This is a genomic window from Actinomadura violacea, from assembly GCF_017573465.1.
Lineage (GTDB): Bacteria > Actinomycetota > Actinomycetes > Streptosporangiales > Streptosporangiaceae > Spirillospora > Spirillospora violacea.
In genome coordinates, this window is the sequence record NZ_JAGEPF010000011.1 from 240108 (window position 1) to 263930 (window position 23823).

Consider the following 23823-nt stretch of genomic DNA (forward strand, 5'->3'; position numbering starts at 1 on the left):
GGGCCTCGGCGGGGCCGTTCATCCGAGCAGGTCGAGGGCCTGCTCCAGCAGGTCGGGGGCGTCGTGGGGAAGCCAGCGGACGCGGGGGTCGCGGCGGAACCAGGACTCCTGGCGGCGCGCGAAGCGCCGCGTCGTCCGGATGGTCTCCTCCTTGGCCCGCTCCTGCGTCCACTCCCCCGCGAGGAACCGGAGGACCTGCGCGTAGCCGAGGGCGCGTCCGGCGGTCAGGCCGTCGCGCAGCCCGTGCTTCTCCAGGGCGCGGACCTCGTCGACGAGCCCGGCGTCCCACATCCGCTGCACGCGCAGCGCGATCCGCTCGTCCAGCCGCTCGCGCGGGACGCTCAGCCCGACCTGCACGACGGAGTCGTAGCGGTAGACGTGCTCGGGGAGCGTGGCCGTGAACGGGCGGCCGGAGATCTCGATGACCTCCAGGGCACGGACGATCCGGCGGCCGTTGCTCGGCAGGATCGCCTCCGCCGCCGCCGGGTCCTGTTCACGGAGGCGGTCATGGAGGACGGCGCTTCCCTCCTGCTCCAGCTCACCTTCCAGGCGCGCGCGCACGGCAGGGTCCGTGCCGGGGAACTCCAGCCGGTCCAGCGCGGCACGGACGTAGAGGCCCGACCCACCGACCAGCACGGGGACGTGCCCGCGCGCGCGGACGGCGGCTATCGTGTCGGCGCTGAGCCGCTGGTACTCGGCGACGCTCGCCGTCTCGGTGACGTCCCAGACGTCCAGCAGGTGGTGCGGGACACCGCGCATCTCGGCCGCCGTCAGCTTCGCCGTGCCGATGTCCATGCCGCGGTAGAGCTGCATCGAGTCGGCGTTGACGGCCTCCCCGCCGAGGCTGAGCGCCAGGTCCACGGCGAGGTCGGACTTGCCCGCGGCCGTCGCTCCCACGACCGCGATCACATCTGGAGAGGTCACGCCTGCAATTGTGGCAACAGATTGGGTATGGCCTTGCTTGTACGGGCTCCCCGCGCGGCCGGTCGAGGCCGGTCGAGCCCGCCGGGAGCCGCCGACCTCGAGGGATCCGGGGGGAACGCGATGTCCTTCGTCGACAAGGTCAAGGAAATGCTCGGCCAGCACTCCGACCAGGCCAAGAAGGGCGTGGACAAGGCCGGGGACATGTTCGACCAGAAGACCGGCGGCAAGTACGCCGACAAGGTCGACAAGGCCCAGGAGAAGGGGAGCGACTATATCGACCGCAGCCATGAGGGCGGCGGCGGCGAGGCCGGCCCGAACGAGCCCCGCTAGAGCGTCCCGCCCTCCAGGGCCCAGCTCGCCACGAAGTAGCCGACCCCATAGGGCGCCTCGTCCGCCAGGAGAGCGGCCGTGGGCTCCGCCTCGGCCGCCCTGGCGGCCGGGGCGCCCTTGCGGCCCTCGGCTCGCGCGGCGCCGGCGAGAACCTGCCATGCCGCTCGCCCGGCGACCTGCAGTTCCGCTGAGAGCCCGGGGTCGAGCGCGGCGAGGGCGGCGGCGTCCGCCTTACCGAGGGCCTGCGCGACGCGCTCGTCGTAGCCTTGGGCGCGTTCGTCGAGGTATCCGGGCGCCTTCTCCGTCCGGCACGCGGAACCGTCGCCCATCACCAGGAGCGCGACGCGGGCCGCCGAACCGGCGAGCTCGGCGCCCAGCCGCAGGCAGGCGTCCGGATCCGCGTCGAACGCGACCGACTGGTAGCGCGCCTGCGCCGCCATGCCGTGCCGTTCGAGAAGCCAGTAGCCGATGGTGAGGGACAGCGGCAGGGCCTCGCCGCCGTACCCGTCGGCTGGGACGACGGGGCTCGTCCAGTCCAGCCCGTACGGGCGGAGCGTTGCATAGGCGCCCGCGCCGTAGGCGCGCGTTTCCGGAGCCCCGCCGACGACGATCAGCGCGTCCACGTCGTGTGCGGCGAGCCGGCGGACGGCGTCGTCGCAGGCCGCGCGAAGGCCGTCGAGTTCCGGCGCGGCCCCCGCCGCCAGGGCGGGGACGAGGATCGGCGGATGCGGGCACACCGCCGCCGAGACGATCATGCGCCGGTCGAGGTGGGAGCGGCGCACCCGGAGGCGGCCGCCGGGACCTGCGCCGGGCGGCCGATCGTCGGCATGCCCAGCGCGACGCCCTTCGGGCCCTCCGCCAGCCGCGCCTCCCATGCGTCGCCCGCCCGCGTACGGCGGACGGCCTGGACCGGCTTGTCCGCCACGAGGTGGTGGGGCGCCGCATAGGTCACCTCTACGGTGACCATGTCGCCGGGACGGACGGGCTCGTCCGGCACCTGGAAGTGGACCAGCCGGTTGTCCGGCGCGCGGCCCGACAGGCGGCGGGTGGCCTCGTCCTTACGCCCCTCCCCTTCGGCCACGAGGACCTCAAGGGTGCGGCCCAGCTGCTTCTTGTTCTCCGCCCAGGAGATCTCCTCCTGCAGGGCGACGAGCCGCTCGTACCGCTCCTGCACGACCTCCTTGGGCAGCTGCCCGTCCATGGTGGCCGCCGGCGTACCCGGGCGCTTGGAGTACTGGAACGTGAACGCCGAGGAGAACCGCGCCTCCCGCACCACGTGCAGGGTCTGCTCGAAGTCCGCCTCGGTCTCGCCCGGGAAGCCCACGATGATGTCGGTGGTGATCGCCGCGTCCGGGATGGCGGCCCGCACCTTCTCGATGATGCCGAGATAGCGCTCCTGCCGGTAGGACCGGCGCATCGCCTTCAGCACCGCGTCCGACCCGGACTGCAGCGGCATGTGCAGCGACGGCATCACGTTCGGCGTCTCCGCCATCGCCGCGATCACGTCGTCGGTGAAGTCCTTGGGGTGCGGCGAGGTGAACCGGACCCGCTCCAGGCCGTCCACGGTCCCGCACGCGCGCAGGAGGCCGGCGAAGGCGGACGAGCCGTCCGCCGTCATCGCGCGCACCTCGTCCGGCGCGGCCGACAGCGCGCCGAAGCCCGAGCCATAGGCGTTGACGTTCTGCCCCAGCAGCGTGATCTCCAGGGCGCCCTCGCCGACCAGCGCCTCGACCTCGGCGAGGATCTCGCCGGGACGGCGGTCCTTCTCCTTGCCGCGCAGCGACGGGACGATGCAGAACGTGCACGTGTTGTTGCAGCCGACGGAGATCGACACCCAGGCGGCGTACGGCGACTCGCGGCGCGTCGGCAGCGTCGAGGGGAAGGTCACCAGCGACTCTTCGATCTCGACCTGCGCCTCGCTCTGCACCCGCGAGCGCTCCAGCAGCGCCGGCAGCGACCCGATGTTGTGGGTGCCGAACACGACGTCCACCCAGGGGGCGCGCTTGACGATCGTGTCGCGGTCCTTCTGCGCCAGGCAGCCGCCCACGGCGATCTGCATGCCCGGACGGCCGTCCTTGACCGGCCGCAGATGGCCCAGGTTGCCGTAGAGCCGGTTGTCGGCGTTCTCCCGCACCGCGCAGGTGTTGAACACGACCACGTCGGGCTCCGCCTCGCCCGCGCGCACGTAGCCGGCCGCTTCCAGCAGGCCGGACAGCCGCTCGGAGTCGTGGACGTTCATCTGGCACCCGTAGGTACGGATCTCGTACGTGCGGGGGCTCGTCTCCATAGGCGCACTCATGACAGTCCCCAAGCGTACGCGCCGGAGGGTGCGCGCCGGGCACGGACGATCACGCTGCGGTGCCCGATCCACCCGCCGACGTGCGGATTCGTGATCGGATCGGTACCGCCGCGGAACCCCCGCGTACTTGGCGATGACGTAAAGTCCCACCGCATGACGGACAGCGAAGGCGGGCCCGACCTGACCAAGGGCACCGGGCCGGAGGACGCCATCACGCAGGCCGCCGCAACCGGCACGGGACCGCTCGTCGTGGTCGAGCACGTCCACAAGCACTTCGGCGAGCTGCACGTGCTCAAGGACATCAACCTCACCGTGGACCGCGGCGAGGTCGTCGTCGTCATCGGCCCCTCGGGCGGCGGGAAGTCGACCCTGTGCCGGTCGATCAACCGGCTGGAGCCCGTCGACGGCGGCCGGATCCTCGTCGACGGCAAGGAGCTGCCCAAGGAGGGCAAGGAGCTGGCGCGCCTGCGGGCGGACGTCGGCATGGTGTTCCAGTCGTTCAACCTGTTCGCCCACAAGACGATCCTCGAGAACGTCACGCTCGGGCCGATGAAGGTCCGCAAGCAGGGCAAGCAGGAGTCGGAGAAGCACGCGATGGAGCTTCTCGAGCGCGTCGGCATCGCCAACCAGGCGGGCAAGTACCCCGCCCAGCTCTCCGGCGGCCAGCAGCAGCGCGCCGCGATCGCCCGCTCCCTGGCGATGCGGCCGAAGGTGATGCTCTTCGACGAGCCCACCTCGGCGCTCGACCCCGAGATGGTCAACGAGGTCCTCGACGTCATGACCGGCCTGGCCAGGGAGGGCATGACGATGATCGTGGTGACCCACGAGATGGGCTTCGCCCGCCGGGCCGCGCAGAAGGTCGTGTTCATGGCGGACGGGCAGATCGTCGAGGAGAACACCCCCGACGAGTTCTTCACCAACGCGCGAACCGACCGCGCGAAGGACTTCCTTTCCAAGATCCTCACGCACTGAGCCGCGGGGCTCCTCAGAGAAGCAGAGGTGTGACGAGTAATGCGATTCAAGCGTTTCGGCGCTCTGATCGGCGCGGGCCTTGCCCTGTCGCTGGCCGCCACGGCCTGCGGTAGCGACAAGGAGAAGACCGAGGCCAAGACGGTCGTCCAGAAGGCCAAGGAAGACAAGAAGCTGACGATCGGCATCAAGTTCGACCAGCCCTCGCTCGGGCTGAAGAAGCCGGACGGCACGTTCGCCGGCTTCGACGTCGACGTCGCCCGGTACATCGCCAAGCAGCTCGGCGTCCCCGAGAGCGGCATCACCTTCAAGGAGACGACCTCCGCGAACCGCGAGTCGTTCCTCGGCGGCGGGCAGGTCGACCTGGTGGTGGCGACCTACTCCATCACCGACGCGCGCAAGCAGCAGATCACCTTCGGCGGGCCCTACTACGTCGCGCACCAGGACACGATGGTCCAGGCCAAGAACAGCAGCATCAAGAAGGCCCAGGACCTCAAGGGCAAGAAGCTGTGCCGCGCGGCCGGGTCGAACTCCTTCCGCCGCGTCACCGAGCCGCCGCCGGACGGCAAGCTCGACATCAAGGGCGTCACGCTGGTCGACGCCAACAGCTACTCCGACTGCGTGAGCAAGCTGAAGTCGGGCGCCCTGGACGCGGTGAGCACCGACGACCTGATCCTCGCGGGCTTCGCCGCGCAGCAGCCCGGCCAGTTCAAGGTCATCAACGACCCCTTCACCGACGAGAAGTACGGCGTCGGCATCAAGAAGGGCGACAAGGAGACCTGCGAGGCGGTCAACTCCGCCATCCAGAAGATGTACCAGGACGGCAGCGCCAAGACCTACCTGGAGAAGAACTTCACGGGCACGGGTCTGAAGCTCAACACGACCGTCCCGCAGATGGAAGGCTGCGCCTGATCCCAGGCTGAGGCTCCCCCTCGGCCGGTGCCTCCCCGGAGACGCGTCTCCGGGGAGGCACCGGTGTGGACTCGACCGGCTGGAACGCTATGGAACAGCTAAGCAATGTTTGACTTCGGCCCCTTCTTCGACAACTTCCACGAGATCCTCGAAGGGTTCTGGGCGACGATCCGCCTGGCCGCGGCGTCGGCGGTCCTGTCGCTCATCATCGGCACGCTGCTGGCGAGCTTCCGGGTCTCCCCGGTCCCGGTGCTGCGCTCCTTCGGCACGGGCTACGTCAACATCGTCCGCAACACCCCTTTGACCCTGCTGCTGCTGCTCTGCGCCCAGGGCCTCAACGACACGCTGCATCTGACGTTCTCCGAGAGCTCGTCGACGACCTACTACTGGTGGGCGGTCCTCGGGCTGTCGGGCTACACCGGCGCGTTCGTCTGCGAGACGCTGCGGTCGGGCATCAACACGGTGCCGCTCGGCCAGGCCGAGGCGGCGCGCTCGATCGGGCTGACGTTCAGCCAGTCGCTGCGGATGATCATCCTGCCGCAGGCGTTCCGCTCGGTGATCGCGCCGATGGGCAGCATCCTGATCGCGATGATCAAGAACACCACGGTGGCCGCGGCGGCGAGCTACGCGGAGGTCGCGCTGATCAGCAAGACCCTGCTGGACAAGCCGAGCTTCGCCAGCGGCGCGATCCCGCTGTTCATCGGGGTCGCCATCGGCTTCATGATCCTGACACTGCCGACCGGGTTCTTCTTCGGCTGGCTGGCCAAGCGGATGGCGGTGGCGCGATGAACAAGGAAGCGACGGTCCTCTTCGACGCGCCCGGCCCGCGGGCCCGCGCGCGCAACCGGATGATGACCATCGTCTCGTCGGTGGTCCTGCTGGCGATCCTCGCGGCCTTCATCTGGCGCTTCGACGACAAGGGCCAGTTCGCGGGCCAGTACTGGAGCCCGTTCCTGAAGTGGACGGTCTGGAAGGAGATGATCCTTCCGGGCCTCGGCAGCACGCTGAAGGCGGCGGCGGTCGCGTCCGTGCTGGCCATGCTGTTCGGGATCGTGTTCGGCCTCGGGCGCCTCTCGGACCACTGGTGGGTCCGGATCCCGGCGGGCGCGGTGGTCGAGTTCTTCCGGGCGATCCCACTGCTGATCCTGATCTTCCTGGCGTTCTTCGTCCCGAACAAGATCAGCCCGACGATCGCCGAGTCCCAGTTCGGCACCCTGCAGCGGGTGCTGGTGGAGAACTTCTTCTCGCTGTTCGGCGTGCAGATCAACGCCGGGACCGTCGTCGTGCCGGCCTTCGCCGCGGTCGTGTTCGGCCTGGTGCTGTACAACGGCTCGGTGCTGGCCGAGGTCGTGCGGGCGGGCGTGCTGTCCATCCCCAAGGGGCAGGCGGAGGCCGCCTACTCCATCGGGCTGCGCAAGAACGGCGTGATGCGGCTGGTGCTGCTGCCGCAGGCCGTCCGCGTGATGATGCCGGCGATCGTGAGCCAGCTCGTCGTCCTGCTCAAGGACACCGCGCTCGGGTTCATCATCGCCTACAGCGAGCTGCTCAACGCGGGGTTCAACCTCGTCCCGGCCAACTACCACAACAACAAGATCCAGGCCGGGATCGTCATCGCGGTCATCTACATCGCGATCAACATGTCGGTGAGCCGGTTCGCGACGTGGCTGGAGGGCCGCAGCCGCCGCAGCCGCAAGACCTCCGGCAAGACCCTCGGCACGGGGACCGGCGCTCCCCCGGCCCCGGGCATGATCGTCGGCGGAGCCACCGGCGCGACGGGCGGCGCCGTCGTCTGACGCCCCCTTCCGCCGTGCAGGGCGCCGCCGGTCTCCGGCGGCGCCCTCCGCTTTACCCGGCGGGGTGCCGCGCGTTGCCGATCACCCGTGACCGGCACATATCTTTCCGAAGTCAAAGCGCCCGTCATGGCCCCAACCGATCCCCGTATGCGGGACGATTCCTGGTATGACCGCTCGTGCGACCCTCCCCTACGGCTCCTGGCCTTCCCCCATCTCCGCGGCCGACGTGGCCCGCGCCCGGCTTCGCCTCAGTTTCCCCACCGCCTCCGGTGACGACGTGTGGTGGCAGGAGACCCGTCCCGAGGAGGGCGGGCGCACGACGGTCATCCATCTCAACGGCGGTCACCGCACCGAGCTGCTCCAGGCGCCCTGGGACGCCCGTACGCGCGTTCATGAGTACGGCGGGCGGTCATACCTGCCGGTCCGTACCTCCGAGGGCGTGTCGCTGGTGTTCTCCAACTACGAGGACCAGCGGCTCCACCGGCTGGACGAGGGCGACCCCAAGCCGTACCCGCTCACCCCGGAACCGGCCGTCCAGGCGGGGCTGCGCTACGCCGACTACGTGCTGTCCCCCGACGGCACGGAGATCTGGTGCGTGTGCGAGGGCCACATCGCCGAGCCGGCCGAGGGCGGGGACGGCACCGCCGGCATCCGCCGCGCGATCGTCGCCGTCCCGCTGGACGGCAGCGCCGCCGACGACGCGGGCGCCATCCGCGAGCTCGTGACGGGCGCGCACTTCTACGCCTCGCCGGCGCCGTCGCCGGGCGGCGGGCACCTCGCCTGGGTGCAGTGGAACCACCCCCGCATGCCGTGGGACGGCACGGAGCTGCGCGTGGCGGCCATCGAGAACGGCACCACGGTCGCGCCCCGCACCGTCAAGGGCGGCCTCACCGAGTCCGCGGTGGCGCCGCTGTGGCGCGACGACGAGTCGCTGTACGTCATCTCCGACTGGCCCGGCTGGTGGAACATCTACCAGGTCGGCCTGCACGGCGAGTCCCCGCAGGCGCTGTACCCGGCCGAGGAGGAGTTCACCGGGGCGCTCTGGCAGCTCGGCGGCATGCCGTACGCGCTGCTGGACGACGGGCGCCTCGCCGTCCTGCACGGCGAGGGCGACATGCGGCTCGGCATCTACGACCCCGAGACCCTCGACCTGGTCGACGTGGAGGTGCCCTACGAGGACTGGCACCCGCAGCTGTCGGCCGACGGCACGACGATCGTCGGCATCGCGGGCGGCCCGGACCTGCCGACGTCGGTGGTGCGGGTGGACACCACGACGGGCCGCGTCGAGGGGCTCCGCCGCGAGCTCCCCGAACTGCCCGACGTCGCGTACCTGTCGAAGCCCCGCACCGAGCGCCTCGAAGGCCCGTTCGGGCGCCCCGTCCACGCCTACGTGTTCCCGCCGACCAACCCGGAGGCCGCCGCCCCTGAGGGCGAGCTGCCGCCCTACGTGGTGTTCGTGCACGGCGGTCCGACCGGGCGCGTCTCCAAGGACCTCGACCTGGAGCGGTGCTACTTCACCAGCCGCGGTATCGGCGTCATCGACGTCAACTACGGCGGGTCCACCGGCTATGGGCGCGCCTACCGCGAGCGGCTGCGCCGCCAGTGGGGCGTGGTGGACGTGGAGGACGCCATAGCCGCCGCGCAGGCGCTCGTCGACGGCGGCATAGCGGACCCGGCCCGGCTGGCCATCCGCGGCGGCTCCGCGGGCGGCTGGACGACGCTCGCCGCCGCCACCCAGACCGACCTGTTCAAGGCCGCCACGTCCTACTTCGGGATCAGCGACCTGCAGAGCTTCGCCGAGGCCACGCACGACTTCGAGTCGCACTACCTGTTCGGGCTCATCGGCCCGCTGCCCGGCTTCGAGCGGGCCTACGAGGAGCGCTCGCCGCTCAACCGGGCCGACCGGACGGCGTGCCCCGTGCTACTCCTGCAGGGCCTCAACGACCCGGTCGTGCCGCCGGACCAGTCCGAGCGGTTCGCGGTCGCGCTGGCCGCCAAGAAGATGCCGTACGCCTACCTGACGTTCGAGGGCGAGTCGCACGGCTTCCGCCGCGCCGACACCGTCATCGCGTGCCTGGAGGCCGAGCTGGCGTTCTACGGGCAGACCCTCGGATTCGAGCCGCGGGGCGTCGACCCCATCGACCTGACGGTGGCCTGAGCCCTCCGTCCCGTCCGCCGGCGGCCGCCACGGCCCTCGGCGGACGGACCCGGCCGCGCGGCGGGCCGCGGGGCCGGGGCAGGGGTCAGGCGGCGCGCTTGTCGGCGGCGGCGCGCAGGTTCGAGACGTCCTTGTCGAAGTACGCCGAGTACGACCGGGACGCCGTGTTGCCGCCGCCCTGGTAGCCGCCGATGACGCCGTTGATGTCGCCCCGCTGCGTCGTGTAGCTGTAGTTCAGCAGCCACGGGCTGCCGCTCGTGCCGCCGTAGAAGCCCGTGCAGTCCATCCGGATCTGGTACTTGGCCTGCTTCGCGGTCTTGGTGCGGCAGTAGATGGGGCGGTCGCGCGAGTCGAAGGTGATCTTCGGGTAGCCGGCCACGTTCACCGTCCTGCCGACGCCCTGGTTCACCGCGAGCCTGTTGTAGCCGACCGCCTTCTGGATCCTCTTGCCGCCGCGGTCGTTCAGGGCGATGAACCCGAAGTCGAGGTCGCGGTCGGTGCTGCTCACCCACCGCTGGTCGACCAGCAGCATCTTGGCCGTCCACGTGCCGTACGGGCGCTTCCCCCGGTCGTACTTCGGGACGAACGCCACCTTCGACGCGTACTTCTTGCCCTTGCCGCCGTGGATGCAGTGCGCCGCGGTGATCAGCAGCCGCTGCGACGAGCTCTGCACGACGCTCGCGGTGCAGAAGTGGTCGCCCTGGCCGTTGTTGAAGAACAGCGCGCCGATCGTCGGCACGCCGCCGAACGCCTTCGACTTGGTGATCGACTGCGCCGACAGCGTCCGCCCCGCCGCGCCGCCGTTCACCCGGTCGATGGGGGTCGCCGCGGCCATCCGCTTCGCCGTCCAGTAGCGGGACGCGTCACCGGCGTCCGCCGCACTGATCCGCATGCTCGCGGACGTGTCCGCCACCGTGCGTCCCTGGGCGTCGCCCGAGGTGTACCAGACCGTCCCGGCCCCCGCAGCGACGATGCCGGCGCAGGCACCGCCCGCGGCCGTCCACCGCATCCACCGATTGCGCATCGCGCAAAAGTACCGATCCCGCCGCTCCCGCACAACGGGAACGATCACACTCCTCAGCGCGCGAACTCGATCGCCCGGGACTCGCGCACCACGGTGACCCGGATCTGCCCCGGATAGGTCAGTTCGTCCTCGACCTGCTTGGCGATGTCGCGCGCGATGACCTGCGCCTGGATGTCGTCCACCGAGTCCGGCTTCACCATCACCCGGATCTCCCGGCCCGCCTGCATCGCGAAGACCTTCTCCACGCCCTCGTGCTTCTCCCGGGCGATCTCCTCCAGCCGCTCGAGCCGCTTGACGTAGGCCTCCAGCGACTCCCTGCGCGCCCCCGGGCGGCTGCCGCTCACCGCGTCCGCCGCCTGCGTGAGCACCGCCTCCACCGTGCGGACCTCGACCTCGTTGTGGTGCGCCTCGATCGCGTGCACCACGTCCTCGTCCTCGCCGTACCGGCGCGCGATCTCCGCCCCGATCAGCGCGTGGCTGCCCTCCACCTCGTGCGTGAGCGCCTTGCCGATGTCGTGCAGCAGCGTGCACCGCTTCGCGACCTCCGCCGGCAGCCGCAGCTCGCTCGCCATGATCCCGGCGATGTGCGCGGACTCGATGAGGTGCTTCAGCACGTTCTGCCCGTAGGACGTCCGGTACCGCAGCCGGCCGAGCAGCGCGATCAGCTCCGGGTGCATGTCGGCGATGCCGACCTCCACGAGCGCGTCCTCGCCGGCCCGCACGCACCGCTGCTCGACGTCGCTGCGGCTGCGGTCGTAGACCTCCTCGATCCGCTGCGGATGGATCCGCCCGTCCAGCACGAGCTTCTCCAGGGTCAGCCGGCCGACCTCGCGGCGCACCGGGTCGAAGCAGCTCAGCAGCACCGCCTCCGGCGTGTCGTCGATGATCAGGTTCACCCCGGTGGTGGTCTCGAACGCGCGGATGTTGCGGCCCTCGCGGCCGATGATCCGGCCCTTCATCTCATCGCTCGGCAGGTGCAGCACCGACACGACCGACTCGGCGGTCTGCTCGCTGGCCACCCGCTGGATCGCCAGCGTCACGATCTTGCGGGCGCGCTTGTCGCCCTCCGCCCGCGCCGCGTTCTCGATCTCCCGGGTGATCGGGATGGCCTCCCGCTTGGCCTGGTTCTCGATCGCCGCGACCAGCTCGCCCTTGGCCTGCTCGGCGGTCAGCCCGGCCGACCGCTCCAGGACCTTGCGGCGCTCCTCCTCGACGCCGGCCAGCTCCTTCTTGCGCGTCTCCAGCGTCCGCTTGGTCTCCGCGAGCCGGTCCGCCCACTCCTGGAGCCGCCGCATCTCGCCGTCTAGGCGCTGCTCGCGCTCGGCCAGCCGGGTCTCGCGGCGCTCCAGATCCTCCCTGGCCGTCCGGAGATCGTCGCGGAGGGCCCGGGCCTCCTCCTCGGCGTCCGCGCGCGCCGTCGCGGCGATCCGCTCCGCCTGCGCCTCGGCCTGCTCGCGCGACTCCCGCGCCTCCTGCTTGGCCCGGCCGCGGATCCCGTCCGCCTCGCTCTGCGCGCGGGCCATCTCCGCCGCCGCCTTCCCGGGCATGCCGGGACGCCACAGCATGACGATGACGAGAGCGACCAGGGTCACCAGCAGCGCTGCACCCAGCAGGACGCTCTCCATGAGGCAGATCCTTCCTCGCCGTTGGGCCCGCCCGGGATCGGGGCCCTGACTAGCGAGGATTCACTCGCGCCGGGCGGACGGCCGGGTACACGGCACCGCCGGGCCGCGCGTCGCGCCCCGGGCGTTCCGGCCGGTTCCGGTCGTCGAACGTGTCCTGTACGCCTCTCAGCTGCTGGAACGTGCTCGGTCGTATGACAATCCGCGAGACGCGGAGTAACTCCTCACTGCCGTAACGGTAAGCGGCATGGAGGTAATGAGCAAGCAAACGCCGGGCATTCCGGACTAACCGAACGCGGGCGTGAGTCCTTCCTTACCGCCGCCCCTGACCGCCCGCACCCCTCGCCACCTGCCCGATCACCCGGAGCCGGAGTCAGGGCGTGACCGCCGGGCGGTCAGCCCGCCCGTCATCCCCGGCGTGTCGCCCGCGACCGGAACACGGGTCAGTCGAGCGGATCCGGATCGTCGGGGAGGTCGTCCGGGTCGGCGCCCTCGTCCGCGAGGGCCTCCTTGACGACCCGGAAGGCCAGGCCCGGCGGGTAGCCCTTGCGGGCGAGCATGCCGACGAGGCGGCGCATGCGCTTGGCCGGGTCGACTCCCCTGGTGCCGCGGAGCTTGCGGTCGACCAGGGCGCGCGCGGTGCGCTCCTCCTGGTCCGGTTCGAGGGCCTCGACCGCGTCGTTGACGGTCTCGTCCGCGACGCCGCGGCGGCGCAGTTCGACGGCGAGCGCGCGCCGGGCGAGGCCCCGCCCGGCATGCCGGGACTGCACCCACGCCCGCGCGAACGCCTCGTCGTCGATGAGCCCGACGTCGGTGAACCGTCCGAGCACCTGCTCGGCCACGTCGTCGGGTACGTCCTTGCGCCGCAGCGCGTCCGCGAGCTGCGCACGGGTGCGCGGCGAGGACGCCAGCAGCCGCAGGCACACCTCCCGTGCCGTCGCCTCCGGATCGTCCGGCACCCGCCGAGCGGACTCCCCGCCGGCCTTCTCCCCGGCACCGCCCCGCCGCCGCCCGCTCCGCCCCGTCATCCCCGCCTCCAACTCACTCACTCCCCGCAGGCTACGGGCCCGATTCCGCGGCACCTCGCCTTTCCGCGGGCACGAGCCGACGGGAATCACCCACCGCCACCGGCCGCAGGGTTTGTGCCCAGCCACGCAGCGACCTGGCCCGTCGCGATCGCGAGCGAAGCCAAGTTCGAGCTTGCGAGAACTTGATCGCGCAGCGAGGCCCCCAGGGCCGAGTCGAAGCGATGCAGCGATCGCACGCATTGCCCGCCGAAGGGAAGGCGCTCCAGCGCCTGACCGCCAAGGGCAATGCAAATTAACTAGAGCGACGGCGCCGTTGGGGAAGGTTCCCCGCGCCGGCGCGCCGGTGCGGGGTGGGGCGCCGTCGCCCTGCATACGAGATCATCGCTCACTCTTCGTCAAGAGTCACCCGGAACGGGGGATTCGCCGTCAGGAATCACCCGCGGCCTTGGCGGTCTTGGTCTTCTTCGCGGCGGCGGCCCGGCCGGTGGCGGGCGCCGGGGCGGCGGAGACGGGGGCCGGGGACGGGGCGGCGCCGTCGACGGGCGCGGCGGCCGGCTCGGCTTCCTTGTCGACCTTCGGCCCGATGCCGAGCTTCTCCTTGATCTTCTTCTCGATCCCGTCGGCCATGTCCGGGTTGGCCTTGAGGAAGTTGCGGGCGTTCTCCTTGCCCTGGCCGAGCTGGTCGCCGTCGTAGGTGTACCAGGCGCCGGACTTGCGGACGAAGCCGTGCTCGACGCCGAGGTCGATCAGGCCGCCTTCGCGGCTGATGCCGAGGCCGTAGAGCAGGTCGAAGTCGGCGACCCGGAACGGCGGGGCCATCTTGTTCTTGACGACCTTGACGCGGACCCGGTTGCCGACGGCCTCGGTGCCGTCCTTGAGGGTCTCGATGCGGCGGACGTCCAGCCGGACGGAGGCGTAGAACTTCAGCGCGCGGCCGCCGGTGGTGGTCTCCGGGGAGCCGAACATGACGCCGACCTTCTCGCGCAGCTGGTTGATGAAGATCGCGGTGGTCTTGGTCTGGTTGATCGCGCCGGTGAGCTTGCGCAGCGCCTGCGACATCAGCCGGGCCTGCAGGCCGACGTGGCTGTCGCCCATCTCGCCCTCGATCTCGGCGCGCGGGACGAGCGCGGCGACGGAGTCGATCACGACGACGTCGATCGCGCCGGAGCGGATCAGCATGTCGGTGATCTCCAGGGCCTGCTCGCCGGTGTCGGGCTGGGAGACCAGCAGGGCGTCGATGTCGACGCCGAGCTTGCTCGCGTACTCGGGGTCGAGGGCGTGCTCGGCGTCGACGAACGCGGCGATGCCGCCCTGCTTCTGCACGCTGGCGACCGCGTGCAGGGCGATGGAGGTCTTGCCGGAGCCCTCGGGGCCGTACACCTCGACGACCCGGCCGCGGGGCAGGCCGCCGATGCCGAGCGCGATGTCGAGGGAGATGGCGCCGGTCGGGATGATCTCGACGGGGGCGCGCGCCTCCTCGCCCATCCGCATGACCGAGCCCTTGCCGAACTGCCGCTCGATCTGGGCGAGTGCGGTCTCGAGAGCCTTCTCCCGGTCGTTCGCTGCCATGTGAGATGTCCTTCTCGTTGTGACTTGTCGGCTCTCGGCCGCTGGTTGCGATGTCGAGGGCGACGTTACGGCGGGCCACCGACACTTTTCGAGATGCGGGCGCGGTTGTGGACGACGACGCCGGCCGGGGCCAGCTTACCGAACACTCGTTCGATCATCGTCCCGTGTGCCGATTCGGGCGGGAATCACCGTGCGCGCCGTGGTCCGGACCCCGTACGCTGGCGCCGTCAACGGAGGGTTCCATCATGACGCTGACCGTCCTCTTCTGCGTCGATCCGATCCACCCCCGGCGCGTTGACCCCCACTATGCACGCGAGGCCGCGGCCGTGCGGGACCACTACGGCGAGACGGCGCTGCTCGACCATGACGCGCTGCGGCGCGGGGACGCGGAGGCCGCGGTGCGCGCGGTGCCCGCGGACCTCGGCCCCGTCTGGTACCGCGGCTGGATGGTCACCGGACCCCAGTACGCCGCGATGGCCGACGTGCTGAAACGGCGCGGGACGGTGCTGCTGACGCATCCCGACGACTACACGCGCGCGCACGAGCTGCCCGGCTGGCACGACACGTTCGCCGGGCTGACGCCGCAGAGCGTGTGGCGCCCCCTCTCCCCCGGGCAGGACCCTGGGGATCTGAACGCGCTCGCCGAGCTCGTCCGGCCGCTGCGCCCCGGCCCGGGCGTGGTCAAGGACTACGTGAAGTCGCGCAAGCACGAGTGGGACGAGGCGTGCTTCGTCCCGGACGTGAAGAACCTCGCGCAGCTGCGCGGCATCGCCGCCAAGATGATCGCCCTGCAGGAGGAGTACCTGGCGGGCGGCCTGGTGGTGCGCGAGTTCGAGTCCTACGAGGGCGACGGCGAGGCGCGCGTGTGGTGGGTGGACGGGGAGCCCGCGCTGGTGGGGCCGCATCCGGACACGCCGGGCGTGGAGCCCGACCCGGCCCTGGACGCGGTCGCGCACGCGGTCCGGTCGCTGGGCTGCCGCTTCATCACGACCGACCTCGCTCGCCGCGCCGACGGCGAATGGCGCGTCGTGGAGGTCGGCGACGGCCAGGTGAGCGATCTGCCCGCATCGGTGGACGCGATGGACCTGTACGCGCACCTGCCCGTCCCGGACTGACGTACGGCTGGTGTCCGGCGCGTGACGGAACCGGTATATGCCCTCTTCCGTCCCATATTGGGCCGCCCCTAGGCTGTGGCCGCTGTTCGGCAATCTCGTGAAGGACGTGTTCTCCTTGCCCCCACAGGAGCCCGGTCGCCGGCTCAGTTCCCGCACCGTCAAAGTAGGAATGGTGAGCGCGCTGTCGCTGACCCTGGTCGCCTGCGGCTCCAGTTCCACCACCGCGCGGTGCGTGGACCGCAACGCGCCAGCGGGCAAGGGCGGCTACAGGGTGGTCCCCGACAACTACTGCAACGTCGACGACATCGACAACGGCGGCACCAGCCCCTACGGCCGGTACTTCTGGTACTACGGCGGCAAGCGCGGCTCCGGCGGCGTCGTCTCGGGCGGCAGCCAGTACCGGCCGAGCGACGGGAAGATCAAGTCGGGCAGCGGGAAGACGCTGAGCCGTGGTGGTTTCGGCGGCAGCGGCAAGGGCGGGAGCTGACCGTGCGCCGCATGCGTTCGACGCCGAGGGACGGCTGGGCGGAGAAGGTCGAGGCGCACGGGCTGGCGTTCCACCGGACCGCGCACCCCGAGCATCTGACCCGGCCCTACTGGGACGAGTCCGTGCACTACGTCTTCGACATGGACGAGGTGCTGGCGCTCGAGGCGACGGTCGAGGAACTGCACCGGATGTGCCTGGAGGTGGTGGAGCACGTCGTCACGACGGGCCGCTACAACGTGCTCGGCATACCCGACTGGGTGGCGCCCCTCATCGAGGAGTCGTGGCGGCGGCGCGACCCGCACCTGTACGGGCGGTTCGACCTCCGCTACGACGGCCATGGTCCCGCCAAGCTGCTGGAGTACAACGCCGATACGCCGACCGCGCTCGTCGAGAGTTCGGTGGTGCAGTGGTACTGGCTGCAGGACGTATATCCCAACGACGACCAGTGGAACTCCATCCACGAGCGGATGGTCGCCCGGTGGAAGGACCTCGTGCCCCGGCTCGGCGGCGGGCCCGTGCACTTCGCGTGGACGACCGCCGACGAGACCGGTGAGGAGGTCATGACGATCGCCTACATGCAGGAGACCGCCGAGGAGGCGGGCCTGCCGGGCGTGGCGATCGCCATGGAGGACGTCGGCTGGGATCCGGCGCGGCGCAGGTTCGTCGACATGGACGAGCGGGAGATCGGCACGCTCTGCAAGCTCTACCCGTGGGAATGGATCGTGGCGGAGCCGTTCGGCCGGGAGATCCCTGCCGCGCCGACGTCCTGGATAGAGCCGATCTGGAAGATGGTGCTGTCGAACAAGGCACTGCTCGTGCTGCTGTGGGAGCTGTTCCCCGGGCACCCGAACCTGCTGCCGACGTACCTGAACACGCCGTCGGGCCTGACCTCGTACGTCCAGAAGCCGCTGCTCGGGCGGGAGGGTGCGAGCATGCGGATCGTCGCGCCGGACGGCAGCGAGCAGCGCACCCAGGGCGATTACGGCGAGGAGGGGTTCGTCTTCCAGGAGTTCTGCGTGCTGCCGGATTTCGACGGTGAGCATCCCGTGCTCGGCGCGTGGGTGATCGAGGACGGGTCGGCGGGCGTGGGCATCCGCGAGACGTCGGGCCTCATCACCGATGACACGTCGTCGTTCGTCCCGCACCGCATCGCGCTGTAGCGGGGGCGGGGCGCAGACCGGAGCGCGGCGCTACTGGAGCCTGGAGGGGACGTCGAAGGTGGCGACGACGGCCTGCCAGACGCGCTTGGCGGGCTCTCCTTCCGCCAGGGCCTGCTCGACGGTGCGTCCGCCCAGTTCGGCCATGACGTAGTCCTTGGCCACGCTCTGGGCGTAGGCCTCACCGAACTGCTGGTTCATCCGATCCCAGAAGACTGTTAGACGCACACGTCCACGCTATCCGACGGGCGGGCCGTCCAAGGACCGCGTGACCTCGTCCGGTACGGCGGGGCCGGTCCCTTGGCGGTGCTGGCGGTGCAGGCCGGTCAGATAGCGTTCGACGCCTTCGACGACGCGGGCCGTCCGGTAGGAGGGGAAGACGTCGAAGGCGTGCTGGCCGCCCATCATCTCGGCGTAGATGACCGGCGCCTCGGAGACGCCGCGCAGCCGTTCGACGAAGCGGCGGGCCTCGGGGACGGGGATGAGCGAGTCGTGGCTGCCGTGGATGACGAAGAAGGGCGGGGCGTCCTTGCGGACGTAGGTGACGGGCGAGGCTTTGGCGTACGCCTCGCGGTTCTCCTCGAACGGCAGCTTGAGGACCATCTTCTCCACCAGCCTGGTGGATCCCATGGGGACCGGCCAGGGGCCGGCGTCCACGAAGTTGTAGACGCCGTAGAAGGGGACGGCGCCTTGGACGGTCGTGTCCACGTCCTCGAAGCCGGGCTGGAAGTCGGGCACGTTCGCAGTGAGCGCCACCATCGCGGTGAGGTGGCCTCCTGCCGAGCCACCCGTCACGCATAGGAAGTCGGGGTCGGCGCCGTACTCGTGCGCGTGCTCCTTGTACCAGGCCAGGAAGCGCTTGAGGTCGATCAGGTGCTCCGGCCAGGTGGCGCGCGGACTGAGCCGGTAGTTGACGTTGAACCCCACCCACCCTTGGACGGCCATGTGGTTGAGCAGGGGCAGCCCTTGTTCGCGCTTGTCGCCGATGACCCATGCGCCGCCGTGGATCTGCATGAGCCCGGGACGTAGCCCGTCCGCAGGGGCGTCCCCGGCGGGGCTGTAGACGTCGAGCTTCAGGCGCAGCCGCCCGTCCTGGTGGTAGACGACGTTCCGCCGCACCTTCACGCCTTTGCGCGGGATGAGGCACAGCGGCGGGACGAACAGGGGTGCCAGCGGGAAGCGCGGTGCGCCTTCCGGGTCGAGGTCGAGGGGCGCTCCGCTCTCGCGCAGCGTGACGACGGTACGGCGGGACGCCAGGATGATCGCGACCGTCCCCGCCGCGCCGAGGACGCCGAGGACGAGGCCCGCCCAGCCGGCCCAGCCGTCCAGTCCCCCGTAGGCGGCGGTGAGGGCGAGCGCGACGATCTCGGTGACGAGCAGGTGCGGGGCCATCTCGATGGCGAGCCAGCCGGAGAAGAAGCTCGGCACCAGCAGGAGGGCGCTGCGGCGCGGGGCGTGCGCGTTGGCCGCCAGCAGGGCGAACAGGATCCCGAGGGCGAGCAGCAGGTAGGGCATCGCGACTCCTTGGCGGCAGCTGTCCTACCGGTAGACCATGCCCATACAAGTGCTTGCTTACAACGTGACGCGCGCCACGTCGCGGCGCATTCTGTCGGACCCGCGAGGCAGTATGGCGCCATGGGCGGTGACGTGCTCGAACGCTTCTCCCCGGCGACCCGCGCCTGGTTCGCCGGGGCCTTCGCCGCGCCCACCCCCGCGCAGTCCGGGGCGTGGGAGTCGATCGCGGGCGGCGACAACACCCTGGTCGTGGCGCCGACCGGGTCGGGCAAGACGCTCGCCGCGTTCCTGTGGTCGCTCGACCGCCTCGCGGCGAGCCCGCCGGACGGCGATCCCGGCACCGGCCCGGGCAAGAGCGACCCGCTGCGCCGCTGCCGCGTGCTGTACGTCTCGCCGCTGAAGGCCCTCGCCGTGGACGTCGAGCGCAACCTGCGCGCGCCGCTCACCGGCATCCGGCACGCCGCCCGGCGGCTCGGCCTGCCCGAGCCGGACGTCCGGGTCGGGATGCGGTCCGGCGACACCCCGGCCGACGAGCGCCGCCGGCTCGCGGTGAAGCCGCCCGACATCCTGATCACCACGCCGGAGTCGCTGTTCCTGATGCTCACCTCGCGCGCCCGCGAGTCGCTGCGCGGCGTCGAGACGGTGATCGTGGACGAGGTGCACGCGGTGGCGGGCACCAAGCGCGGCGCCCATCTGGCGCTGTCCCTGGAGCGCCTCGACGCCCTGCTGGAGCGGCCCGCGCAGCGGATCGGCCTGTCGGCGACCGTGCGCCCGCCGGAGGAGGTCGCGGCGTTCCTCGGCGGGACACGGCCCGCGTCGGTCGTGCAGCCGGGCTCGGACAAGGTGTTCGATCTCGACATCGTCGTCCCGGTCGAGGACATGGGCGAGGTGGGGCAGTTCGTCGGGGAGTCCGGTACCGCCGACCCGCGTCAGCGCAGCATCTGGCCCCATGTGGAGGACCGCCTCCTCGACCTGATCCAGGCGCATCGCTCCACGCTGGTGTTCGCCAACTCGCGCCGCCTGGCCGAACGCCTCTGCGGGCGGCTCAACGAACTCGCCTACGAGCGCGCCACAGGCGAGCCCCTCCCGGAGGACCACTCCCCCGCGGCGACGATGGCGCAGGCGGGCGCCGCCAAGGGCGCCGTCACGGAGATCGCGCGCGCGCACCACGGGTCCGTGTCCAAGGAGGAGCGGGCCGGGATCGAGAACGCGCTGAAGGAGGGCCGCCTCCCGGCGGTCGTCGCCACCTCCAGCCTGGAGCTGGGCATCGACATGGGCGCGGTCGACCTGGTCGTCCAGGTGGAGTCGCCGCCATCGGTGGCCAGCGGCCTGCAGCGCGTCGGCCGCGCCGGGCACCAGGTCGGGGCGGTGTCGAAGGGCGTCATCTTCCCCAAGTACCGCGGCGACCTCGTCCAGACGGCGGTGGTGGCCGAGCGGATGCGCGGCGGCGAGATCGAGGAGCTGCACTACCCGCGCAACCCCCTGGACGTGCTGGCGCAGCAGATCGTCGCGATGGTCTCGATGGACGAATGGACCGTCGACGACCTCGAATCGCTCGTCAAGCGCGCCGCCCCCTACGCGACGCTGCCGCGGTCGGCGCTCGAGGCGACCCTCGACATGCTCGCCGGGCGCTACCCCAGCGACGAGTTCGGCGAACTGCGCCCGCGGCTCGTCTGGGACCGCGTCACCGGCGTCCTGCACGACCGTCCCGGTGCGCAGCGCCTCGCCGTCACCAGCGGCGGCACGATCCCCGACCGCGGCCTGTTCGGGGTGTTCCTCGTGGGCGAGAAGTCGTCCCGCGTCGGGGAGCTCGACGAGGAGATGGTCTACGAGTCGCGCGTGGGCGACGTGTTCGTCCTGGGCGCCAGCTCGTGGCGGATCGAGGACATCACGCCCGACCGCGTCCTGGTCTCGCCCGCCCCCGGCCAGCCCGGCAAGCTGCCGTTCTGGCACGGCGACGCGCTCGGCCGCCCCGCCGAACTGGGGCGCGCGCTGGGCGCGTTCACCCGCGAGCTGGCCGGGCTGCCCGCCGAGGCGGCCCACGAGCGCGTCACGTCCGCCGGCCTGGACGCCTGGGCCGCCGGGAACCTCGTCTCCTACCTGGGCGAGCAGCGCGACGCCACCGGGCACGTCCCCGACGACCGGACGATGGTCGTCGAGCGGTTCCGCGACGAGCTCGGCGACTGGCGGATGGTCGTCCACTCGCCCCTGGGCGCGCGCGTGCACGCCCCGTGGGCGCTGGCCATCGCGGGACGGCTCCGCGAACGCTACGGCGTCGACGCGCAGGCCATGCACGCCGACGACGGCATCGTCATCCGCATCCCCGACATGGACGAGCCGCCGAGCCTCGACCTCGCCGTCTTCGACGCCGACGACATCGAGCGCATCGTGGTGGACGAGCTGGGCGGCTCGGCGCTGTTCGCGGCGCGGTTCCGCGAGTGCGCGGCGCGTTCCCTCCTGCTGCCGCGCCGCCGTCCCGACAAGCGGATGCCGCTGTGGCAGCAGCGCCAGCGCGCCGCGCAGCTGCTGGCGGTCGCGAGCAAGTACCCGTCGTTCCCGATCGTCCTGGAGACGATGCGCGAGTGCCTGCAGGACGTGTTCGACGTCCCCGGCCTCGTCCAGCTCATGCGCGACATGTCCGGCCGCAAGGTCCGCCTCGTCGAGGTGGAGACGCCCGAGCCGTCGCCCTATGCGCGCTCCCTGCTGTTCCACTACGTCGGCGCGTTCATGTACGAGGGCGACTCGCCGCTGGCGGAGCGCCGCGCCCAGGCCCTCGCGCTCGACTCGGCCCTGCTCGCCGAACTGCTCGGCCAGGCCGACCTGCGCGAGCTGCTCGACCCGGACGCCGTCGCCGACATCGAGCGCGAGCTGCAGCGCCTCGCCCCGGACCGCCGCGCCCGCGACCTCGAAGGCGTCGCCGATCTCCTGCGCACGCTCGGCCCGCTCACCACCATGGAGGTCGCGCTCCGGACGACCCTGGCGCGCGACTCCGCGGCGCCCGTCGATCCGCGCGCCGCCGACGATGCCGCCGCACGGCCCGGGATCGGCTCTGAGCAGGAACCCGGCGCTCTCGAAAGCGAAGCATCCGGGGCCGCAGGCGACGATGGTCTCGACTCCGCCGAAGGCGCGGCGAGGGCGGACGCCAACGCGATGGAAGCGGCGCAGGACGGCTCCCCGGCGCGGGACGTCCTCGTGGCGGCGTCGCGATGGCTGGAAGAGCTGGAGGCGACGCGGCGGGCGATCCGCGTCCGCGTCGCCGGCGAGGAGCGATGGGCCGCGATCGAGGACGCCGCGCGGCTCCGCGACGCGCTCGGCGCGCCGCTGCCCGTCGGCATCCCCGAGGCGTTCCTCGAACCGGTGGACGACCCGCTCGGCGACCTGGTGTCCCGCCACGCGCGCACGCACGGGCCGTTCCGGACCGGGGACGCCGCCGCCAGGTTCGGCCTCGGCTCCGCCGTGGTCGCCGAGACGCTGCGGCGGCTGGCGGGCGCGGGACGGGTCGTCGAGGGCGAGTTCCTGCCCGTCGAGGCGGTCTCCGGGCCGCTGACCAGCGAGTGGTGCGACGCCGGGGTGCTGCGGACGCTGCGGCGCCGGTCGCTGGCGCGGCTGCGCGCCGAGGTCGAGCCGTCCCCGCCGGAGGCGCTCGGCCGGTTCCTGCCCGTCTGGCACGGCATCGCGGGCGGGTCCCGGCTGCGCGGCATCGACGCGCTGGTCCAGGCGATCGAGCAGCTGCAGGGCGCCGCGGTGCCCGCGTCGGCGCTGGAGTCGCTGGTCCTGCCGTCGCGGGTCGCGGGCTACTCCCCCGCCATGCTGGACGAGCTGACGTCCGCCGGCGAGGTGGTCTGGGCGGGCCAGGGCGGGCTGCCCGGCGGCGACGGCTGGGTCGCGCTGTACCTGGCCGACACCGCGCCGCTGCTCATGCCGGAGCCCGCGGAGATCACCCTCACGCCCGCGCACCAGGCCGTCCTCGAAGCCCTCGACGGCGGCGGCGCGCTGTTCTTCCGCACCCTCTCCGACCGAGTGAACGCGCAGGTCACCACCACCGACGCCGATCTCGCCACGGCCGTGTGGGACCTCGTCTGGGCGGGGCACCTGACCAACGACACGCTCGCCCCGCTGCGCGCCGCGCTCGGTTCGGGCCGGCCGACGCACCGGTCGCGGACGACCCGGCGCGGCCGCCCCGTGCTGCCGTCCAGGACGGGCCCGCCGACGGTCGCGGGCCGCTGGTGGCCGCTGCCGGGCCGCGAGACCGCCGCGACGCTGCGCTCGCACGCGCTCGCGGAGGCGCTGCTGGAGCGGTACGGCATCGTCATCCGCGGCGCGGTGGCGGCCGAGCGCACGCCCGGCGGGTTCTCGGCGGTCTACCCGGTGCTGCGCGCGTTCGAGGAGAGCGGCCGGTGCCGCCGCGGGTACTTCGTCGAGGGCCTCGGCGCGGCGCAGTTCGCGCTGCCGGGCGCGGTCGACCGGCTCCGCGCGCTGCGCCCCTCGGCCGCTGCGCCCGACGACATCGCGGCGCTGTGGGAGACGCCCCGCAAACCGGACGTCCGCGCGCTCGTCCTCGCCGCCGCCGACCCCGCGAACCCGTACGGCGCCGCGCTGTCGTGGCCCGGCCGCGACGACGAGGTCGCGAGCGGCCACAAGCCGGGCCGCAAGGCGGGAGCCCTCGTCGTGCTGGTGGAGGGACGCCTCGTCCTCTACGTGGAGCGCGGCGGCAAGACACTCCTGACCTGGGACGACGACCCGGGCGTGCTGCAGCCGGCGGTCGACGCGCTCGCCCTCGCGGTCCGCGAGGGGGCGCTCGGCAAGCTGACCGTCGAGCGCGCCGACGGCGCCGCGATCAACGACTCGCCGCTCGCCGCCGCCCTGGAGTCGGCCGGCTTCCACCCCACCCCGCGCGGCCTGCGCCTGAGAGCGTGACGGG

The 23823-nt window shown here is 71.9% G+C and carries 19 protein-coding genes; 10 read left to right on the plus strand and 9 right to left on the minus strand.

The features are described from left to right. Positions 1 to 18 precede the first annotated feature (18 nt). Complete coding sequence (gene miaA, locus J4709_RS19260) at positions 19 to 909, minus strand: tRNA (adenosine(37)-N6)-dimethylallyltransferase MiaA (RefSeq protein ID WP_208242776.1); 891 nt, start codon at positions 907 to 909, stop codon at positions 19 to 21. A gap of 135 nt (positions 910 to 1044) precedes the next feature. Between miaA and J4709_RS19265 the strand changes: the two genes are divergently transcribed. After that, complete coding sequence (locus J4709_RS19265; RefSeq protein WP_208242620.1) at positions 1045 to 1254, plus strand: antitoxin; 210 nt, start codon at positions 1045 to 1047, stop codon at positions 1252 to 1254. On the opposite strand, the gene J4709_RS19270 is transcribed toward J4709_RS19265, so the two are convergent. Beyond that, the gene (locus tag J4709_RS19270; protein WP_208242621.1) at positions 1251 to 2009 is read right to left on the minus strand and encodes a class III extradiol ring-cleavage dioxygenase family protein; all 759 of its coding nucleotides are present in this window, start codon (positions 2007 to 2009) and stop codon (positions 1251 to 1253) included. The two genes, J4709_RS19265 and J4709_RS19270, sit on opposite strands and share 4 nt — an antisense overlap. Continuing rightward, positions 2006 to 3541: a tRNA (N6-isopentenyl adenosine(37)-C2)-methylthiotransferase MiaB gene (gene miaB / locus J4709_RS19275; RefSeq protein WP_232383712.1), complete on the minus strand. Its 1536-nt coding sequence runs from the start codon at positions 3539 to 3541 to the stop codon at positions 2006 to 2008. Before miaB ends, J4709_RS19270 begins: the two co-directional genes overlap by 4 nt. A gap of 261 nt (positions 3542 to 3802) precedes the next feature. On the opposite strand from miaB, the gene J4709_RS19280 reads away from it, so the two are divergent. The 5 genes from J4709_RS19280 to J4709_RS19300 all read left to right on the plus strand — a co-directional run bounded on the left by J4709_RS19280 (position 3803) and on the right by J4709_RS19300 (position 9385). Beyond that, the gene (locus tag J4709_RS19280) at positions 3803 to 4525 is read left to right on the plus strand and encodes an amino acid ABC transporter ATP-binding protein (RefSeq protein WP_443608458.1); all 723 of its coding nucleotides are present in this window, start codon (positions 3803 to 3805) and stop codon (positions 4523 to 4525) included. A 39-nt stretch (positions 4526 to 4564) separates the two neighbouring features. Continuing rightward, the gene (locus J4709_RS19285) at positions 4565 to 5434 is read left to right on the plus strand and encodes a glutamate ABC transporter substrate-binding protein (RefSeq protein ID WP_208242624.1); all 870 of its coding nucleotides are present in this window, start codon (positions 4565 to 4567) and stop codon (positions 5432 to 5434) included. Between the two features lie 105 nt (positions 5435 to 5539). Continuing rightward, positions 5540 to 6223: an amino acid ABC transporter permease gene (locus tag J4709_RS19290; protein WP_208242625.1), complete on the plus strand. Its 684-nt coding sequence runs from the start codon at positions 5540 to 5542 to the stop codon at positions 6221 to 6223. After that, positions 6220 to 7227 (plus strand): amino acid ABC transporter permease, encoded by a 1008-nt coding sequence (locus J4709_RS19295; RefSeq protein WP_208242627.1) that lies wholly within the window; start codon positions 6220 to 6222, stop codon positions 7225 to 7227. The genes J4709_RS19290 and J4709_RS19295 overlap by 4 nt, the downstream gene beginning before the upstream one ends. 166 nt (positions 7228 to 7393) lie before the next feature. Next, positions 7394 to 9385 (plus strand): S9 family peptidase, encoded by a 1992-nt coding sequence (locus J4709_RS19300; protein WP_208242629.1) that lies wholly within the window; start codon positions 7394 to 7396, stop codon positions 9383 to 9385. Positions 9386 to 9470: 85 nt separating this feature from the next. On the opposite strand, the gene J4709_RS19305 is transcribed toward J4709_RS19300, so the two are convergent. The 4 genes from J4709_RS19305 to recA all read right to left on the minus strand — a co-directional run bounded on the left by J4709_RS19305 (position 9471) and on the right by recA (position 14628). Beyond that, positions 9471 to 10409, minus strand: coding sequence for a trypsin-like serine peptidase (locus tag J4709_RS19305; RefSeq protein WP_208242631.1), 939 nt, complete (start codon positions 10407 to 10409; stop codon positions 9471 to 9473). A 53-nt stretch (positions 10410 to 10462) separates the two neighbouring features. Beyond that, the gene (rny, locus tag J4709_RS19310; RefSeq protein ID WP_208242633.1) at positions 10463 to 12034 is read right to left on the minus strand and encodes a ribonuclease Y; all 1572 of its coding nucleotides are present in this window, start codon (positions 12032 to 12034) and stop codon (positions 10463 to 10465) included. 440 nt (positions 12035 to 12474) lie between these two features. Next, the gene (locus tag J4709_RS19315; RefSeq protein WP_307801364.1) at positions 12475 to 13080 is read right to left on the minus strand and encodes a regulatory protein RecX; all 606 of its coding nucleotides are present in this window, start codon (positions 13078 to 13080) and stop codon (positions 12475 to 12477) included. Between the two features lie 405 nt (positions 13081 to 13485). Further along, complete coding sequence (gene recA, locus J4709_RS19320; RefSeq protein WP_208242635.1) at positions 13486 to 14628, minus strand: recombinase RecA; 1143 nt, start codon at positions 14626 to 14628, stop codon at positions 13486 to 13488. A gap of 245 nt (positions 14629 to 14873) precedes the next feature. Between recA and J4709_RS19325 the strand changes: the two genes are divergently transcribed. The 3 genes from J4709_RS19325 to J4709_RS19335 all read left to right on the plus strand — a co-directional run bounded on the left by J4709_RS19325 (position 14874) and on the right by J4709_RS19335 (position 17390). Next, positions 14874 to 15743 (plus strand): ATP-grasp domain-containing protein, encoded by an 870-nt coding sequence (locus J4709_RS19325; RefSeq protein ID WP_208242637.1) that lies wholly within the window; start codon positions 14874 to 14876, stop codon positions 15741 to 15743. 169 nt (positions 15744 to 15912) lie between these two features. Continuing rightward, on the plus strand, positions 15913 to 16230 hold the full coding sequence (locus J4709_RS19330) for a hypothetical protein (RefSeq protein WP_208242638.1): 318 nt from the start codon (positions 15913 to 15915) through the stop codon (positions 16228 to 16230). A 2-nt stretch (positions 16231 to 16232) separates the two neighbouring features. After that, positions 16233 to 17390 (plus strand): glutathionylspermidine synthase family protein, encoded by a 1158-nt coding sequence (locus J4709_RS19335; RefSeq protein ID WP_208242639.1) that lies wholly within the window; start codon positions 16233 to 16235, stop codon positions 17388 to 17390. 30 nt (positions 17391 to 17420) lie between these two features. On the opposite strand, the gene J4709_RS19340 is transcribed toward J4709_RS19335, so the two are convergent. Next, the gene (locus J4709_RS19340; protein ID WP_208242640.1) at positions 17421 to 17615 is read right to left on the minus strand and encodes a DUF3046 domain-containing protein; all 195 of its coding nucleotides are present in this window, start codon (positions 17613 to 17615) and stop codon (positions 17421 to 17423) included. Between the two features lie 9 nt (positions 17616 to 17624). Then, positions 17625 to 18902, minus strand: a complete 1278-nt coding sequence (locus J4709_RS19345; protein WP_208242641.1) for an alpha/beta hydrolase — start codon at positions 18900 to 18902, stop codon at positions 17625 to 17627. A 120-nt stretch (positions 18903 to 19022) separates the two neighbouring features. On the opposite strand from J4709_RS19345, the gene J4709_RS19350 reads away from it, so the two are divergent. Beyond that, complete coding sequence (locus J4709_RS19350) at positions 19023 to 23819, plus strand: Lhr family helicase (protein WP_208242642.1); 4797 nt, start codon at positions 19023 to 19025, stop codon at positions 23817 to 23819. Positions 23820 to 23823: the final 4 nt, after the last annotated feature.

Bases quoted from the DNA above. Each gene is read 5' to 3' on its own strand.
- J4709_RS19300 (WP_208242629.1), top strand. From the start codon at position 7,394: ATGACCGCTCGTGCGACCCTCCCCTACGGCTCCTGGCCTTCCCCCATC.
- J4709_RS19345 (WP_208242641.1), bottom strand. From the start codon at position 18,902: ATGCCCTACCTGCTGCTCGCCCTCGGGATCCTGTTCGCCCTGCTGGCG.
- J4709_RS19305 (WP_208242631.1), bottom strand. From the start codon at position 10,409: ATGCGCAATCGGTGGATGCGGTGGACGGCCGCGGGCGGTGCCTGCGCC.
- miaB (WP_232383712.1), bottom strand. From the start codon at position 3,541: ATGGAGACGAGCCCCCGCACGTACGAGATCCGTACCTACGGGTGCCAG.
- rny (WP_208242633.1), bottom strand. From the start codon at position 12,034: ATGGAGAGCGTCCTGCTGGGTGCAGCGCTGCTGGTGACCCTGGTCGCT.
- J4709_RS19350 (WP_208242642.1), top strand. From the start codon at position 19,023: ATGGGCGGTGACGTGCTCGAACGCTTCTCCCCGGCGACCCGCGCCTGG.
- J4709_RS19285 (WP_208242624.1), top strand. From the start codon at position 4,565: ATGCGATTCAAGCGTTTCGGCGCTCTGATCGGCGCGGGCCTTGCCCTG.
- J4709_RS19330 (WP_208242638.1), top strand. From the start codon at position 15,913: ATGGTGAGCGCGCTGTCGCTGACCCTGGTCGCCTGCGGCTCCAGTTCC.
- J4709_RS19295 (WP_208242627.1), top strand. From the start codon at position 6,220: ATGAACAAGGAAGCGACGGTCCTCTTCGACGCGCCCGGCCCGCGGGCC.
- J4709_RS19290 (WP_208242625.1), top strand. From the start codon at position 5,540: ATGTTTGACTTCGGCCCCTTCTTCGACAACTTCCACGAGATCCTCGAA.
- J4709_RS19325 (WP_208242637.1), top strand. From the start codon at position 14,874: ATGACGCTGACCGTCCTCTTCTGCGTCGATCCGATCCACCCCCGGCGC.
- J4709_RS19270 (WP_208242621.1), bottom strand. From the start codon at position 2,009: ATGATCGTCTCGGCGGCGGTGTGCCCGCATCCGCCGATCCTCGTCCCC.
- recA (WP_208242635.1), bottom strand. From the start codon at position 14,628: ATGGCAGCGAACGACCGGGAGAAGGCTCTCGAGACCGCACTCGCCCAG.
- J4709_RS19265 (WP_208242620.1), top strand. From the start codon at position 1,045: ATGTCCTTCGTCGACAAGGTCAAGGAAATGCTCGGCCAGCACTCCGAC.